At 36.9% G+C, this 16651-nt stretch carries 18 protein-coding genes and 1 tRNA gene; 16 read left to right on the top strand and 3 right to left on the bottom strand.

Going from position 1 to position 16651, the window contains the following annotated elements; all coding sequences use genetic code 11:
• Positions 1-73: 73 nt before the first annotated feature.
• A complete protein-coding gene (locus tag ACI3K6_RS05465; RefSeq protein ID WP_435554042.1) occupies positions 74-298 on the bottom strand; it encodes a hypothetical protein in 225 nt (74 codons plus the stop codon).
• A 144-nt stretch (positions 299-442) separates the two neighbouring features.
• On the opposite strand from ACI3K6_RS05465, the gene ACI3K6_RS05470 reads away from it, so the two are divergent.
• A tRNA-Val gene (locus ACI3K6_RS05470) sits at positions 443-515 on the top strand.
• A gap of 331 nt (positions 516-846) precedes the next feature.
• Here ACI3K6_RS05470 and ACI3K6_RS05475 read toward each other — a convergent pair.
• A complete protein-coding gene (locus ACI3K6_RS05475; RefSeq protein WP_435554043.1) occupies positions 847-1611 on the bottom strand; it encodes a response regulator transcription factor in 765 nt (254 codons plus the stop codon).
• 722 nt (positions 1612-2333) lie between these two features.
• Between ACI3K6_RS05475 and tatA the strand changes: the two genes are divergently transcribed.
• The 8 genes from tatA to nagB all read left to right on the top strand — a co-directional run bounded on the left by tatA (position 2334) and on the right by nagB (position 8681).
• Entirely contained in the window at positions 2334-2543 is a 210-nt protein-coding gene (tatA, locus tag ACI3K6_RS05480; protein ID WP_435554044.1) for a twin-arginine translocase TatA/TatE family subunit, read from the top strand.
• A gap of 106 nt (positions 2544-2649) precedes the next feature.
• Entirely contained in the window at positions 2650-4245 is a 1596-nt protein-coding gene (locus tag ACI3K6_RS05485; protein ID WP_435554045.1) for an FAD-dependent oxidoreductase, read from the top strand.
• Positions 4246-4362: 117 nt separating this feature from the next.
• Entirely contained in the window at positions 4363-4584 is a 222-nt protein-coding gene (locus ACI3K6_RS05490; protein ID WP_435554046.1) for a twin-arginine translocase TatA/TatE family subunit, read from the top strand.
• Positions 4585-4802: 218 nt separating this feature from the next.
• Positions 4803-5360: a cytochrome c3 family protein gene (locus ACI3K6_RS05495; RefSeq protein ID WP_435554047.1), complete on the top strand. Its 558-nt coding sequence runs from the start codon at positions 4803-4805 to the stop codon at positions 5358-5360.
• A 174-nt stretch (positions 5361-5534) separates the two neighbouring features.
• Positions 5535-6287, top strand: coding sequence for a twin-arginine translocase subunit TatC (tatC, locus tag ACI3K6_RS05500; RefSeq protein ID WP_435554087.1), 753 nt, complete (start codon positions 5535-5537; stop codon positions 6285-6287).
• Positions 6288-6441: 154 nt separating this feature from the next.
• A complete protein-coding gene (locus tag ACI3K6_RS05505; RefSeq protein ID WP_435554048.1) occupies positions 6442-6702 on the top strand; it encodes a transposase in 261 nt (86 codons plus the stop codon).
• Between the two features lie 426 nt (positions 6703-7128).
• Positions 7129-7851, top strand: a complete 723-nt coding sequence (locus ACI3K6_RS05510; RefSeq protein WP_435554049.1) for a GntR family transcriptional regulator — start codon at positions 7129-7131, stop codon at positions 7849-7851.
• Positions 7852-7949: 98 nt separating this feature from the next.
• Positions 7950-8681 (top strand): glucosamine-6-phosphate deaminase, encoded by a 732-nt coding sequence (nagB, locus tag ACI3K6_RS05515; protein WP_435554050.1) that lies wholly within the window; start codon positions 7950-7952, stop codon positions 8679-8681.
• A 251-nt stretch (positions 8682-8932) separates the two neighbouring features.
• Here the strand turns inward: nagB and ACI3K6_RS05520 are convergent, their stop codons facing one another.
• Positions 8933-9391 (bottom strand): hypothetical protein, encoded by a 459-nt coding sequence (locus tag ACI3K6_RS05520; protein WP_335481419.1) that lies wholly within the window; start codon positions 9389-9391, stop codon positions 8933-8935.
• Between the two features lie 142 nt (positions 9392-9533).
• Here ACI3K6_RS05520 and ACI3K6_RS05525 point away from each other — a divergent pair, with 142 nt between their 5' ends.
• The 7 genes from ACI3K6_RS05525 to ptcA all read left to right on the top strand — a co-directional run bounded on the left by ACI3K6_RS05525 (position 9534) and on the right by ptcA (position 16247).
• Complete coding sequence (locus ACI3K6_RS05525; protein ID WP_435554051.1) at positions 9534-10460, top strand: aldo/keto reductase; 927 nt, start codon at positions 9534-9536, stop codon at positions 10458-10460.
• 119 nt (positions 10461-10579) lie between these two features.
• Positions 10580-11098, top strand: a complete 519-nt coding sequence (locus tag ACI3K6_RS05530) for a hypothetical protein (protein WP_335481415.1) — start codon at positions 10580-10582, stop codon at positions 11096-11098.
• Positions 11099-11233: 135 nt separating this feature from the next.
• On the top strand, positions 11234-11905 hold the full coding sequence (gene yknW, locus ACI3K6_RS05535; protein ID WP_435554052.1) for a YknW family membrane protein: 672 nt from the start codon (positions 11234-11236) through the stop codon (positions 11903-11905).
• A 74-nt stretch (positions 11906-11979) separates the two neighbouring features.
• Positions 11980-13104: an efflux RND transporter periplasmic adaptor subunit gene (locus ACI3K6_RS05540; protein WP_335481411.1), complete on the top strand. Its 1125-nt coding sequence runs from the start codon at positions 11980-11982 to the stop codon at positions 13102-13104.
• Entirely contained in the window at positions 13101-13793 is a 693-nt protein-coding gene (locus ACI3K6_RS05545; RefSeq protein ID WP_435554053.1) for an ABC transporter ATP-binding protein, read from the top strand. Before ACI3K6_RS05540 ends, ACI3K6_RS05545 begins: the two co-directional genes overlap by 4 nt.
• The gene (locus ACI3K6_RS05550; RefSeq protein ID WP_435554054.1) at positions 13790-14983 is read left to right on the top strand and encodes an ABC transporter permease; all 1194 of its coding nucleotides are present in this window, start codon (positions 13790-13792) and stop codon (positions 14981-14983) included. The genes ACI3K6_RS05545 and ACI3K6_RS05550 overlap by 4 nt, the downstream gene beginning before the upstream one ends.
• Positions 14984-15206: 223 nt before the next feature.
• Positions 15207-16247 carry a putrescine carbamoyltransferase gene (gene ptcA, locus ACI3K6_RS05555; RefSeq protein WP_435554055.1) on the top strand — a complete coding sequence of 347 codons (1041 nt, stop codon included), beginning with the start codon at positions 15207-15209 and terminating at the stop codon, positions 16245-16247.
• Positions 16248-16651: the final 404 nt, after the last annotated feature.

Here is a 16651-nt window from a genome sequence, read left to right on the forward strand (position 1 = left end):
TTCTACTGATACAATTGCATTTTAACATATGTGTGTTGAAAGGGTAAGGTAATGGGAAGGGGATTAATTTGAATTAGTGCAGAATCCGCATTGTGGAATATGTTTCCGGCATGATGGAGAGTATATTATCACGTTTAAAGGTGCGTACTTGTTTTCTAAGAAGGCAATAGGCACGAATGTAGCCAACATTCACTTCTGTTATAATAAGTTTCCGCTGAGTGATTTCTTGATTGTCAGCAAGATATATCATCTCCAGTGGTGTCTTTTCCTCTAGCGAACGTAAAAACAATCCATCCATATTGTCACACCTTCCTTGTCTTTATGTATTATTATATACGAACGTTAGTTCTATATTCAAGTATTGTTCGAACGTATGTTCTGTTATGAAAATTCTATTGACTTTTTTTCGTTTAATAACTATAATTAATTTTGTATTGATTAAGATCTGTTAGCTCAGCTGGGAGAGCGCAACCTTGACAGGGTTGAGGTCACAGGTTCGATCCCTGTACAGGTCATTGGGTGCCAAACCCGTAGAACCCTTCGGAACAAAGGGTTCTTTGACAAAAGACCACTTCTTCGGAAGTGGTCTTTTTTATTTTCATTTCCATGCGTACTTTTTATGAATTAGCCAACCTATAAATTCCTCGATTTACCTCTCTTTTTTAACAATAACCTTTCCAATCTACAAAAGAATTTTTCTCCAGAGGGTCACCAGGAGTCCATTGTACTGATAAATCAGGGGTTTGAGCTTTGTTTTCTTTACTCCGGCTTAATACTAAATTCAAGGCCATTTGTGAAGCACTCTGGAAAGTAAGAACCATTCAGAATACGTAAACTAGTTAAAAATTAATCTAAAATATTTAACTTAAATTGTTCCTCTGTGCATTTTCTAATGAGTTTTGAACGCGATTTGACATTCATTTTACTAAATATGTGCTGGGTATGTTTTTTGATTGTTTCTTCGGAAATAAATAAACTCATGCTAATTTCTTTATTACTGTATCCCTTGCAAATAAGAGTAATAATCTCAAACTCTCTTTGGGTCAACCCGTATTCTTTACAAATAGTACCTTTAGCATTAATTTGATACTTTCCTTGAGGATGTAGTTGATACATTCGGTGCGTTAAATGGGGTTGTAAATAATTTAATATAAATAAGTCTTTATCAGTGAAATCCGGATGTCCCTTTTCTCTGAATAAAATAACTTCTCCTAAGAAAACTTTATCGTAAATTAGAGTAATCCCGCATCCATAATGCATTCCAAGGGGACTGTAAATTTTTTGATACATTTCAGTACTTTCAGGAATAACGGAATTTGGTAACATATCTGAATCACGATAAACTATTGAGTTATGTAGCCAATACATATAGTTGCCATAATCCCTGTTTTGGAATTTATTGTATTCATTACACAGGTCATTAGGATTACTTACTTTTTGATAAGGATGCTTATAGAAGGTGGGGTTGATAAGCTTTTTTTGGTTATCAGTATTGCTGCCCATGTAAAAGACACCACAACTGAAATGAATCACACCTTCTAGTTTCTTCAAAAATGACATTCTCATTTCATCATCGCTGGCAGTATTTATGGTGAGTATGATATCTGACATAACCAACCATTCTTTATTTGTGAGTGAAGACAAATCTATCACCTTTCTTAATGAAATAACTTTACTGTAACATTCATGAAATTGAATATCTGTCACCAACATGTATACAGATTTTAAAAACATAATATCTTCAAAAATCAAAAAAACCTAATGGTAGTCTACCATATATTATAGGTGCAAAAATTATCAATTATTGATGAAAATATGACTATTTGGACTAGCACACAGTTCTTGATTGTTTACATCGTGAAGAAGTACTTTATAGTTTCCATCCAACCTCATAATCTTATTCTGAACCAACTCCAACATTCTATTTGAAAATAGGAATCTCCCAAAAATCCATACCACTAAAGTGGTATTTTCTTTTTCAAAGTACACTTTTGTACAATTTATCCTAAAAACAAAATCTCCTATACTTGGTCTAGATGGGGTGTATTGGATAATTAAAAATTTAGCGTACTTCAATGAAGAACCATAACGTTTACTTACAAAGGAGTGAGATCAAGGGTTTATTACATGACACCAGTTAGTGCTGTAGTTATTCTGCAATGGGATCTCTCGTCTGGTGCACTTTAGGGGAAATTGCTAAACAAAAAAGACTTCCACCCATTTCATGCCAATCTGACTGACCCCGTCTGATCCTATTCCGTAATCAACTATTTCTTTTCTGGAAAATCGTTGTCATAGAAGTTCAAAAAATAGTTTAAAGAGGGGCTGTTCATATGCTATCAAATATCGGAATCCCGGGATTAATGTTAATTCTAATTTTAGCTCTTATTGTATTTGGACCGAGTAAGCTTCCAGAATTGGGCCGTGCTGTTGGTCAAACACTAAGGGAGTTCAAAAAGTCAGCACATGAGTTAACCAGCGATACGCTGGAAGAAATTAAGGAAGTAAGTAAAGAAGTAAGCAAGGAAGTAAAGAAAATATAACTGTTTTCGATAGATGAAATCCTCAGATCTATCTTTCTGCGTAGAATTGTTTATTAGCCATGAAGGTTATTAATAATAAATATATAGATAAATAGGAGTGTTTACTGTGAGCGAAATTAGCAGACGGAATTTTTTGAAGAACACTGCCATTGGTGCTGTAGGAGTTGCATCTATCAGCCTCTTGGGGGGATGTGCTGATAATAAAGAAAATAAAAAAGATACCAAAGTCACCCATAACCCGGTCCGAACTGAAAAGTGTGATCTAGTGGTAGTTGGCAGTGGTACAGCTGGTTTATGTACAGCCGTTCGTGCAGCCGAACTGGGGGCTTCAGTCATTTTACTTGAGAAAATGCCTGCTATTGGTGGTACCTCGGCATTAACAGAAGGTATCGGAGCGCTAAACTCCTACATGAATAAAAACATGGGTGAAGGTGGCAAACCTTTTGATCTTAATGAAGCTCTACAACGAAGCATGGAATATGCCCATTGGTCTGCAGATTCCATAGTTTTTCGGAGATTTATAAGAGAAAGTGGAAAGACAATCGACTGGCTCCATTTCGATTGTGGTGTCGAGTTCCTTTCGGCAGATCCTTGTGCACCGACATCCTATCCATCATGGCATCTAGGGATGGTAAACGGTGAATTTGCCTATACTGGCCAAGCTGTTCACAAACCACTTATCAAGTATGGTAAGAAGCATGGTCTTAAAATAAGAATATCAAATCCTGCAACAGGGCTTATTGTTGAAAATGGTACCGTCAAGGGGGTATATGTCCAAGATAAGGATAAAAACCAAGAATACGCCATAAAAGCTAAGAATGTAGTCCTTGCCACTGGCGGATACTCTAACAATAAAGAGATGTTTAAGCGATTCACTTATATGGACTCAGATCCTATTTGTAACTATGGTCTGCCTGAAGGCCGAGATGGTGATGGTATTAAATGGGCAGAAGAGTTAGATGCTGCTCTTCATCTTCCTGGTACGGTCATGTATGGATATCCTCAGGTAGTCGGTTACAAGCCTTTTGGTGGTGGAGTTCCCTTTTTGTTCTCAATGCAACCAATTCTTCGTGTTAACGAGCGTGGGGAACGATTCATTAACGAAAACTATGCGGGAGACTTTACTGTTACTTGTAATGCGATGAGACTTCAGCAAAGAGTATTCTCAATGCTTGATCAATCATTACTGGATTATTTCCATGATAAAGAAATTATGGTCGGCTTTGAAAACGAAGGAGCAAATACAGGTGAGCCATTTCCTGAGGCTTATAAAGTGGTCGAGCAGGGAATTAAAAAAGGTCAAATTCATAAGTGTAATACCGTTGAACAACTAGCTAAAGTTATAGGTTGTGACGTCAAAACACTCCAGGAAACGCTTGATAAATACAATAATGCTTGCGCCACTGGTAAAGATGTTGAGTTTGGTGCGCCAGCCTCGATTCTTCATCCTATGAAAACGGCTCCGTTCTATGTGGCTGAGCTACAACTGGCTATGTACACTACCGTCGGTGGTCTTCGTGTCGATGAGTATCTACGGGTTATAACCAACAAAGGAAAGCCAATACAAGGACTGTTTGCTCTTGGGAACGATACAGGTATGATCTATGGTCCTGATTACGATGTCAGCATCCTTTCTGGAGCTCAGCAGGGCTGGTGTGCAACTGGCGGAAGGCTCGTCGCAGAATATGTTATGGGAAAGTAAAATAACTATTAAATTATGGTGGCCTTTTTCTAATAGCCATCATCGGTTTGGACAAATTCCCCTTATATCAAGGGTTGTTTTTAAGAAGCATCTGTCAAAGAAGAGGAGTTGATTTTTATGTTTACCAATATAGGGATCCCTGGTTTAATCTTAATTTTAGTTCTTGCTTTTATCATTTTTGGCCCAAAAAAGCTTCCTGAATTGGGCCGTGCTGTGGGTCAAACATTAATTGAATTTAAAAATTCTGCCCGTCATTTAACTAGTGATTTAGTGGAAGAAACTGATAAAGATAAGCAAGAAGTAGAAAAAAAGGAAGTAGGACCAAAAGATCTATCATAGGTTGAATAGGATTTCTTTGTGATTCCAGTATTCTTTGTTAATTTTGCAAATTAATACTCACAAATAAGCTTAGGGAAATATTAGAGAGTTTTTTACATATGAGTGTATCCCAAGCAATTAATAAAACAGTTTACCATTTTTCGTTGACTGAAAATTAAAAATATTAAAGTGAATCTTACTAAATTTATACAATTTTTTAATAAAATAGGGGGATAGAAATGGCGACAGAAAATAGTACAAGCGAACAAAAATCGAAAAAAAAGCTGTTTAAAAAATTATCGCGTAAAAGGCTTATCTTCATTCTTCTGTCTGTATTTGTTTTGTTAATGCTTAGTGGATTTGGTGTTATAAAGGCAAGTGATAATCCAGCTTTTTGTAGCACCTTATGTCATAATATGGAACCTATGTATGATTCCTATGAACATAGTAACCTGCTGGCTAATGCACACAAAAAGAAGGATGTGGTTTGCCACGATTGCCATCAGGATTCACTGGCCAAAAAGAGCTCGGAAGGTGTGAAATATGTAACTGGTGACTATGAGGATCCAATGAAAACAAGGGAGTTTTCAAAGAGCATGTGCCTAAAATGCCACGACTATGAAAAAGTCAAAGCGAAAACAAACTTTAAGGACTCCAATCCACATGATTCACATAATGGGCAATTGGATTGTAACAAATGCCATAGGATGCATGAACCTTCAAAAGTTTATTGTGCCAATTGTCATGAATTCTCATGGATGGAAAAATTACCTGATTCCTTTAGTTCAAAAAAATAGAGCAAGATTAGTAGCTATTGCTGTAAAAACAGGTGAATAAAGGCCATTTTAACTTTTTTTCAGAAGCATTTCTATATTCCCCCCTTAACTCCTGAATTAATACCTATAAGGGGGGAGGATTATTCTCCAAAAATTGATTGAGAATTTTGAGCGTGGTGATGCAGCTTGGATGAAATGGAAAAAGTACAAGGTATTATTGAGCATCTAGATGAACTTAGAAATAGAGTAATCATTACTGCTGTTACTTTCATCATTTTCATGGCTCTGGGGCTTAATTATGTAAAAGATATTTATCAATTTTTAATGGGAAATTTTCATTACAAACTTTTAGCATTGGGGCCAAGTGATATAGTAAGGGTATATTTTAATCTAGCGGGTATTGTTGCTCTTGTAGGTACAATTCCAGTAGCAGCGTGGCAATTGTGGCTTTTCGTAAAACCTGCTTTAAAAATCTCTGAAAGAAAGACGACATTAGCTTATATACCAGCTCTATTTATCCTTTTTATTAGTGGTTTAGTATTTGGATATTTTTTTATATTTCCAAATATCTTAAGGTTTCTACTAAATTTAAGCAGCGGTATAATGTCTACCACCTTTACGGCAGAAAAATACTTTAGTTTTTTATTAAACATTACTTTACCCTTTGGAGTGGCATTTGAACTGCCGTTAGTTATGATGTTCTTGACATCTTTAGGAATTGTTAATCCCTTAACAATTGCTAAGTTTCGTAAATATGCCTGTTTTATCTTAGTAATTATTGCAAGTATGATATCACCACCTGAGTTCGTCTCTCATATTTCAGTAGCGATCCCTCTAATTTTACTTTATGAAATAAGTATCTTTGTTTCAACAATCGTTTATAAAAGAAAGAAAAAACATCTAGAATTGTCCCCTGTTGAAAAGGAGAAAGAACTTTTGGGAGCTTAGACAAAACCTGTGTTTTTTTGATTTATTCAGATAGTATTAATTAGATATGGTGGATAATAAGTCTATAGTTTAAGATAATGACTCATGTTACACTACCTTTCTTTCAAATGCTGATCAGATAACGTCCATTACAAAATGTTGGAGGTGAGTGCTAGTGAGTAAATCAATATGTGATAAGCAATTGAAAAAAAGGATTGTTAAAATGATGATGGAACAGAACAAGTCAGTAGCACAGGTTGCAAGAGAGACGGGTATAAATATTAATACTCTTTATAGTTGGAAAAAGAAATATGCCCTGGAATTCATTCATGAAACTCTCCCTCAAATGACAGAATTTCAACGACTTAAATTCTTTCAGAAACATATTCGTGCTCTACAGAAGGAGAATATGATACTAAGAACAAAGAAAGGATAACCTTTTCATAAAAGAATTCACCTAAATAAGAAAATATTTACTATATGCTGATTTGATATCTTTGTGCAACTATAAGTTGACATTAAAATAGTCCCTTGTTTAGTAGTTGACATGGTTGAGGTCACAGTTTCGATCCATGAACAGGTCATTTGGTTCTAAACCTGTAGATCCCTCGGAAGTCGGCGCTTTGAAAAAAGACTGCTTGAAGTAGTCTTTTTTTCGTTGCATTCATTTATCTACATGATGATTATTTCCATTAAGTAGATGTTCCGAAAAATCCATAACACTATTAGTGTCAGATTTTTAAACATTGTAGGCTAACAGCGTAATTTTGAAGAGCTCATTGCTTATACCTAGGATTTCTGATATATTATTTTTAAAGCAACTGGTAATGACAACATGACTAATTAAAAGGAGGTTTGTAGGGTGATTGATAAAAAAAGCCGCATTCCCCTTTATGCTCAATTAATCGACATTATTCTTCATAAAATAAATTCGGGTGAGTTAAAGGAGCATGATAAACTTCCTTCCGAACGGGAATTGTGTGACCAATTTGATATAAGCCGGACAACCATCAGGCAGGCTATGATTGAGTTGGAGAAGGAAGGCTATATTTATAAGGAACATGGAAAAGGAAGCTTTGTCTCACCGACCACTTTTACACAGAGCTTAGTCAAAATGTATAGCTTTACTGAAGAAATGGAAAAACTTGGGAAACATCCCCGGGCTGTGATGATTAACTTTGCCATTAAGCAGGTATTCGGAAAGGCAACGGCTATCCTATTGCTAGATGAGGGTGAGGAAGTATTTGAAATGTCCAGACTTCGTTTAGTGGACGAAGAGCCAATCATCTTTGAAACCAGTTATTTGCCTGTAAAGTATTTTCCTAACTTATCAGAGAATGATTTCAAAGAAAAAGCAATGTATCAATTGTTCCTTTCAAAGTATAACTATCGAATCAGCAAGGCAAAAGAAAACTTCAGAGCAGTAAATATGTCTGAAGAAGAGGCCGCTTATTTGCATGAAAAGGTTGGTTCCGCTGCCTTGCGGATTGAGCGTGTCGCTTTTTCTGATGGGCGTGCGATTGAGTATACCTTCTCTGTGGCACGAGGAAATAAGTATGAGTATACCACTGAATTAAATCTATAACGTGTACCAGGAGGAGCGTTGATCTATTTCAATGCTCACCTATACTGGTAATGACAACATGATGACATGATCATATCTTTAAGAAAAGGATGAGTAAAATGGAATTAATTAAGGTGAAAAATTACGAAGAGATGAGTCAAAAAGCGTGTGCCTTAATTGTGCAGCAAATGATAGAAGAAGGCGGCAATACAGTTTTGGGCTTAGCCACTGGCTCTACACCAGAGGGACTGTATCGATCTTTAATTGAAAAATACCAACATAAAAAGGTGTCGTTTAAAAACATCATCACCTTTAATTTAGATGAGTATGTGGGGATGAAGAATGAGGATCGAAACAGTTATCATTCATTCATGAATGAAAAATTATTTTATCATATTGACATCCCTCTTGAGCAGACTCATGTTCCAAATGGAGTTGCAGCGGAACCACTCAAGGAGTGTGAAATATATGAAGAAAAAATCCGTCATGCAGGTGGAATTGACATCCAGGTTTTAGGGCTGGGAATCAACGGCCACATTGGTTTTAATGAGCCGGGAACATCGTTTTCAAGCAGAACCAATGTTATCGATCTAACGCCTTCAACCCTTCAGGCCAATGCCCGCTTTTTTAATGATATAAGCGAAGTTCCAACCAAAGCAATTACGATGGGAATAGGAACAATTATGGAAAGCAAAAAGATCGTAATAATGGTTTCCGGAGAGAACAAGGCAATGGCTTTGTCAAAATTAATAAATGGGCCGATAACTGAAGATTTCCCGGCATCAATTTTACAAAAGCATGAAAATGTGATTATCATTGCCGATGAAGCAGCATGTTTCCTGATAAAATAATCGACTTAGGATTTGGTTCAAAAAGTAAGAAACAAGTAGAACACTACGGAATATGGGTTTATTAAAAAATATGTATATTTGTTCGTCATTTAGCGGATGGGGTTATATTGATAAAGAAGGAAAACTTCTTTTAGTTACAAAAATAGAAGGATAACTCCTTATTTTAGGGGCATGTGGTAATGAAGAGATCAAAAGTGAAGCGATCCGTGTAACTTCATAGTTGTAAAGAATTGAGGTGAAAGATCCTAACTTCATGTAGGATCTTTTTTATAAATAATGGTTTTTATAAGAAATCCTACCAAGATCCCCGGTATTACGAATAAAATGGGCAGCCAAACAGGTCCAAATAAAATCCCAAAGATCTTAAGGTTAGGGGAATAGATACATCCAACAGTGACAAAATAGGCGCAAAAGACGAAGGGCAAATAAGCATGTTTAGTTCTTCCTCCACCAGCATCTTTAAAAGCATCCCACATGGAAAAGAAATATAAACAAGGGTAAAACATTAGCCATTGATAATTTGTCGTTCCAATTGCCTGATCGATTTTCCCATGAAAGCTAAGTAAAATAATGGTATTGAAATTAGATTTCACATTAATAAGAAACTCTAATATAACAAATAACAGACCTTTTAGATATTTCTTGTTTAAAAATTGCCCAAACCCTGGAAGGGCAATGCTCCATAATAGGGTTTCTTTCGGGTTCGCCACATTATTCTAGCCCCTTCCAAGGTAAAGTGAAGTAGTAAAGGCGGTTTAGTTCAATTTATTTATTTGAAAAAGAGCCATATTTTATACGACCTTTTGTTTAAAATAGTATAATGAAAAAGAATTTTGATTGGGAGGGATAAGAATGAAGTACATATCTATCGCGAACACTGAACTAAAAACCTCAAACATCATCATGGGCAATATGCGTTTACCCCAGCTTAATTTGCAAGAAGCCGAAAAATTAATCCGTACTGCCCTGGAAGAAGGGATCAATTTTTTTGATCATGCCGATATCTATGGAAGAGGGCAAAGTGAAGAAGTATTTTCAAATGCTATTCAAATGACTCCCAACATCCGTGAAAACATGATTATTCAAAGTAAATGTGGCATTCGAGTGCCTGAGGGCTATTTTGATTTTTCAAAAGACCATATTTTACGATCTGTTGATGGCATTTTGGACAGATTAAAAACAGACTATCTGGACATTTTATTATTACACAGACCGGATCCGTTAATGGAGCCTGAAGAGGTAGCAGAAGCTTTTGAGCAACTTCATACTGCTGGTAAAGTAAAATATTTCGGTGTTTCAAATTTTAATCCTGCTCAAATTGAGTTATTGCAAAAATCAATTCCATACAAGTTAGTAGTCAATCAGCTTCAATTCAGTATTGCTCATACTCCAATGATTGATTCCGGCATCGCCTTAAATATGAATGTAGATCAGTCCATAAATCGGGATAGCAGTATTCTAGAATATTGCCGTTTACATGATATAACCATTCAAGCGTGGTCACCATTCCAACATGGATTCTTCGAAGGAGTCTTCCTTGGAGATCTGAAACGTTATCCGGAGTTAAATAAAACATTAGATACATTGGCTGAAAAATATGGTGTAAGCACAACAGCTATTGCTGTTGCTTGGATTACCAGACATCCTGCTAATATCCAGGTAGTCCTCGGAACAACAAATTCCGAAAGGTTGAAAGAAGGATGTAAAGGATCAGAAATCAAACTGACACGGGAAGAATGGTATCAGCTTTATAAGGCTGCTGGAAATATGGTTCCATAAAAATTATAAATATAAATTGTTAATAAGGGAGGCGCTCAAACAGGGTGCTCTCCCTATTTTTTTATATTTATGAAAAAATGGAAGGAAAATGGAAATAATAACACTAAAATGACTATGAAATGAAGGAGGTGTCGAAAATAGTTGTTTTGGCCATTGCCGTTACATCCATTGCTGCTTCCATCATCAAAGGTGCATGGAGACATCTAGATCGCTATTATCCAACTTTGTTGTATTTTGCTGTAGGCAATTTAGCTTATGAGTGTATTGCACATTTTTACTTTCATCTTTGGCATATGGATAGCAAAGGCTATTTTCCAGAAATCGTTGCTGATTTTATTTTACTTTTTTTCATTGCAAGTCCGGGAATTCTTATTTACCTGGCTACTTATCCATCTACTCCTCGAGAAAGAATCCTCCATATCGTAAAATGGATTCTCATTTTCACATTTGTTGAGTGGCTGGCGGGTCACTTTTTTGGTGTGATTAAATATGAAAATGGCTGGAGTTTGGGATGGTCATTTCTATTTAACATTATCATGTTTCCGATGATGCGCCTGCACTTTTTGTCCTACAGAAAAGCTCTAATTCTGAGTGTACCTTTTAGTTTCTTTTACCTTTTCTGGTTTCATTACATATAACTATAAACGGTCTGAACTATATCAGTCCGTTTTTTTTACTATAAAGGGATCATATTACATGAAACTTTTTCTTTCCTGTTAACGTATAATTGAACTGTAAAGATTTACATAATTGGAAAATAGGGGGTTTAAACAATGGAATTAGAAAAAGAGATGAATGTTAAGGAAGAAAGTCCAAGATTATTTGGAATGTTTGCTAGCCCTGGGACTCAATTTGAAAGGATAAGACGGAAACCGAAATTCTGGGTACCGCTTATTGTGGTAAGTGTTCTTTATGCTGTGGGCATGGGATTAATGGCTGCATCTATGGATGTTAGCACTTTAATTGATCAGGGAGTCCCAAAAGATCAAGCAGAGATGGTGTTAGGCATCACCAAGATAACGATGGCAGTTACAGGAATCCTTACTCCGGTATTTGGAATTCTAATAAGCACGGTCATCCAATTAATTATCGCTAAAATTGCCAGTTCTCCTGTAACGTTTAAGCAATTATTTTCAATGAATGCTTTTATTTCAATTATTGGGGCAGTTGGTTTATTGCTAAACATGGCTATTAAATTTGGAATTGGCGGAAATCCACAAATTTATATTACTAGTGTAGCAGGTTTGCTGAATCTGGATAAGCCAGGTGTATTAGGTTCTTTGGAGGTTTTTGGTATTTGGTCAACCATCTTAACAGCGATTGGTCTTAATCGTACAGCCGAATTTTCGAAGGGCCTAGCTTGGACTATTGCAATTGTCATGTTTTTAATCCAAATTGGCTTTGCCTTAATGGGAACTGTTCTTCAAGGGGCGCCCAAACTATAATCAATGAAACTATTTTTATAAAAAGAGGGGAGACAAGAGCAGATTCTATTACGTAAGGAATCTGCCCGTACATAATGAAAAAGAAAATATGGATGGCCATTGGAATCGTAGTATTGCTCCTTTTGATGATTTCTGTCAGTGTCTACCGCCAGGTTTTTGCTAAAGGACCAACTGTAAAGGCAGCTGAAATGAAACAGGAGGCAATATCTTCACTGCTCATGATTCCAGGCTCAATAAAATTAGAAGAGGAGCAGCTCGTTTATCCTGCTCCTGAAAAGGGAGAACTCAAGGAGCTCCTTGTTACTGAGGGTCAGAAGGTGACAAAAGGAACCGTTATAGCCAGACTTCAAAATTCCCAACTGGATCTCGAAGCAGAGCAAAATAAAATTGCCATTGAGTCAGCAAATTTAAAAATAGCTCAGCTCGATAAACAAGTGAAGCAATTAAATGATAAAGAAAAAACATTGGCTGAACAGGTGGGGAAAGTGGAAGCCAAGAATCAGCTTAGCGCTGAATATACTAATTTGGACACCGAAAAAAAATTGGCCAGTCTAGATTTAAAACAAGCAAATCTACAAAAAGATATCATTGGCAAAAAACAACTTGATTTGGAGATTAAGAGTGAAATAGATGGGGTTGTTTTGACAGCGAAAAAACCGGAAACAACGAACCAAACTACAGCTTTAAGCCCATACATTCATATTGGAAAGCAGGAAGGAATGATTGCGACAGGGCTTTTATCGGAATATGATACATTGAAAGTACATAATGGGCAGAAAGTAATCCTGCGCTCCGATGCCGTCCCTGGCAAAGAGTGGAGTGGTGTGGTTGATAAGCTAGCCTATTTGCCACAATCTGATCAGAATAGTCTTCAAACTGGAAATCAAGCTGTTCAATATCCCGTTACAGTGAAAATAACTGGTGATGTAAATTCCTTAAAGCCGGGATTCCAGATGATAATGGAAATTGAAACGGATAAAAAGCAATCTAATGTTTTACCGATCGAAGCTGTGCACGATGATGGTAATCAGCCGTATGTATTTCTAGTAAAAGACGGAAAAGCTAAACAAAAAAAGGTTAAAACTGGAATCACTTCTGGGGAAAAGATTGAAATCCTAAATGGAATATCAAAGGACGACCAAGTCATTATAGATGGTCCTGATAAATTGAAGGATGGGATGGATGTGACGATTAAATGATTCAGTTAGAGTCCATTACCAGATCCTTCTCACTGGGTAAAGAACAAATTAGTGTTTTAAATGGCATTAGTCTCACTATTGAAAATGGAGAATTTACAGCAATCATGGGTCCATCGGGATCAGGAAAATCCACCTTGATGAATATTATTGGCTGCCTTGATAAACCGACCACAGGAAGATATCTACTTGCTGGCGTGGATATTTCAAATTACAGTGAAAAAGAACTCGCAAATGTTAGAAATCAATCAATCGGATTTGTTTTTCAACAATTTCATTTGCTTCCAAGACTTACAGCTTTAAAAAATGTTGAATTGCCGATGATCTACGCAGGAATTGGCAAAGAGGAGAGACAAGAGCGAGCGGCAGAAGCCCTAATGAAGGTTGGATTATCCGATAGGATGGATCATTTACCAAATGCTTTATCAGGAGGACAAAAGCAGCGTGTTGCCATTGCCAGGGCAATTGTCAATCAACCGAAATTAATTCTGGCTGATGAACCAACAGGAGCATTAGATACAAAAACTAGCATTTCCATAATGGAGCAATTCAGCCAGCTGAATAAAGAAGGTGTCACAGTGGTAGTGGTTACCCATGAGCCTGAGGTTGCTACATATGCCCATAGGACGATTATGGTGAGAGACGGACTTATACAGACTGCTTCTGCCATTGAAAGGAGTCCATTATCATGAGCTTTGTGGAAAATTTGTTGATGGCATTCAGCTCATTAAAAGCACATAAGATGCGCAGTATTTTGACAATGCTTGGGATTGTGATTGGGGTTGGGGCAGTAATCATTGTCGTCGCCATTGGACAAGGTGGAGAAGCAATGTTGAAATCACAAATCGCTGGTACAAGTAATACCATGGAGATGTTTTATCAACCTTCTGATGAGGAAATGCGGGCAAATCGCAATGCTCTAATGCAAGCACCCTTTAAACAAGAAGATATACGTGCTCTTGAACAACTGCCAGAAATAAAGCAAGTAGTTGCATCTAGTACCCAAATGTCTGCAGCAAGGTTTCAAACCGATACTGCTGATGTCAGTTCAACCGGTATTAATCAGGCATTCATGAAATTGAATGATTTAAAGGTGGAAAAGGGAAGGAATTTTTCTTCAGCAGATTTTTTAGGAGGAAGAAGAGTTGCTGTTATTAGTTCAAAACTGCAGGAAAAACTTTTTAAAGGGAAAGATCCGCTAGGAAAAATCATAACGGTGGCTAATCAGCCTGTTGAAATTATAGGTGTGCTTGAAAAACCCACAGGTTTGCTTGCATTTGGCTCTATGGAGGTTTACTTGCCATTCCAGACTTGGAAGGTAATCTACGGAAGTAGTGACTATACTCAAGTAACCATCCAAGCTGTGTCTGCTGAGAAAATGCAGGCAACTGGAAAAAAAGCAGCAAACCTATTAAACAAAATGCATAATACGGAAAAATCTTATCAAGTGATTAATATGGAAGAAATTGCTCAAGGAATTGGTCAGGTTACAAGCATTATGACCTTAATTATTGGGAGCATCGCGGGAATTTCTCTGTTTGTTGGCGGCATCGGTGTCATGAATATAATGCTTGTTTCCGTAACTGAACGAACTAGAGAAATAGGTATACGTATGGCATTGGGAGCTACCAGAGGCCAGGTTTTAACCCAGTTTTTAATTGAGTCGATGACACTTACGCTCCTTGGTGGAATTCTCGGTATCGGACTAGGGTGGGGAGCAGCCACTATTGTTAGTTTTTTTGCTGGATGGCCATCATTAATTTCATGGCAAGTGGTGTTAGGAGGAGTCCTATTTTCAATGGTAATCGGAGTAGTATTTGGAATCCTACCAGCAAATAAAGCATCTAAACTCGATCCAATAGAATCTTTAAGGTATGAATAAATATGGTATCTTTATTAACCCCTGTTGAAAGGGGTTTTTATTTTGTCAAAGTTCCATATTTTGAACATTTATTGAAGAAAATAAGGCAGAAAAACGACAAAGTAATAAGTAATACCTATTACGTATTGTTAATTTAACGATGTGTTTTATTATATAAGTAGAGTTACTTAAAGAAAGTAATTCAAGTGATCCATATTAACAATATTATTTGGAGGTGTTTATCATGACAGTGAAACATTTTATCAATACCAACGACTACTCTAAAGAAGAAATAATGAAAATTGTAAACCTATCATTGTCACTAAAAAAATGTATTAAAGCTGGCTACTATCCACAGCTTCTAAAAAATAAAACATTGGGAATGGTATTCCAACAATCCTCTACTAGAACCCGTGTCTCTTTTGAAACGGCTATGGAACAACTAGGTGGACATGCTCAATATCTTGCACCAGGACAAATCCAACTCGGCGGTCACGAAACTTTAGAAGATACTAGTTGCGTTCTTTCAAGATTAGTGGATATCGTGATGGCCCGTGTTGATCGACATCAATCAGTTGTAGATTTGGCAAAATATGCATCCATCCCGATTATTAATGCTATGTCCGACTATAACCACCCTACACAAGAAATCGGAGACCTGATCACAATGATTGAGCACCTTCCTGAAGGAAAGAGAATCGAAGACTGCAAAGTAGCATTTGTTGGTGACGCCACCCAAGTTTGTGCATCCCTTGGATTTATCTCCACAAAAGTAGGAATGCGTTTTGCTCAATTCGGACCTGTAGGTTACCAATTAAGTGAAAACCACAGAAATATATTAGAAGGAAACTGCAAAGTATCTGGCGGAAGCTTCCTTATCAGTGATAATGCAGAAGAAGCACTAAAAGATGCAGATTTCGTATACACAGATGTATGGTACGGATTATACGATGCAGAACTATCTGAAGAGGAAAGATTAGCCATCTTCTATCCTAAATATCAAGTAACATCTGAATTAATGAAACTGGCAAAACCAGGGGCTAAATTTATGCATTGCCTACCAGCATCACGCAATGAAGAAGTGACTGATGAAGTAATTGATTCTAATGTTTCAATTGTATTTGATGAAGCTGAAAACAGACTTACTGCTATGCGCGGATTACTTGTATACTTTCTAGGCTTAGATAAGCCTGATGCAGAAAAGGTAACAGAGTCTAAATTCGAATTGGAAAGACTGTTGGCAGCAACATTTGAACCTGAAAAGGAATTAGTTGCAACATTCTAAAATCCTCTCTCTTTAATATACAAAGGCTGTTTCACTAGTAGGGGTCATTTGAGACCTTGAGTGGGATAGCTTTTTTTTATAGTAAGGCTGTGTTAAAGAACAGTGTTGATTTTTCCACTCTGTTGATTGGAGCGGAAGGTGCGAAGACTCCTCGAAAATGCTAACGCATTTCCTTCGTGCGTGGGCGAATTCCAGGAAGAAAATCAATGTCCTGTGGGAGTACGGTTCTGGAGAGACCCCGCAGGCGCAAGCGCCGAGGAGGCTCGCCGAAACGCCCACGGAAAGCGAAGCACCTGGAGCGGAAATCAACAGACAAGTTTAACAAAGCCTATAGTAAAAATCATGTCAATACGTAAATCTATTAATTAAGTTTTACATTTACACTACAAATGCATAAATGCAGA

It is taken from the genome of Neobacillus solisequens (genome assembly GCF_051233465.1).
In the GTDB taxonomy this organism is placed as follows: Bacteria; Bacillota; Bacilli; order Bacillales; family Cytobacillaceae; genus Neobacillus.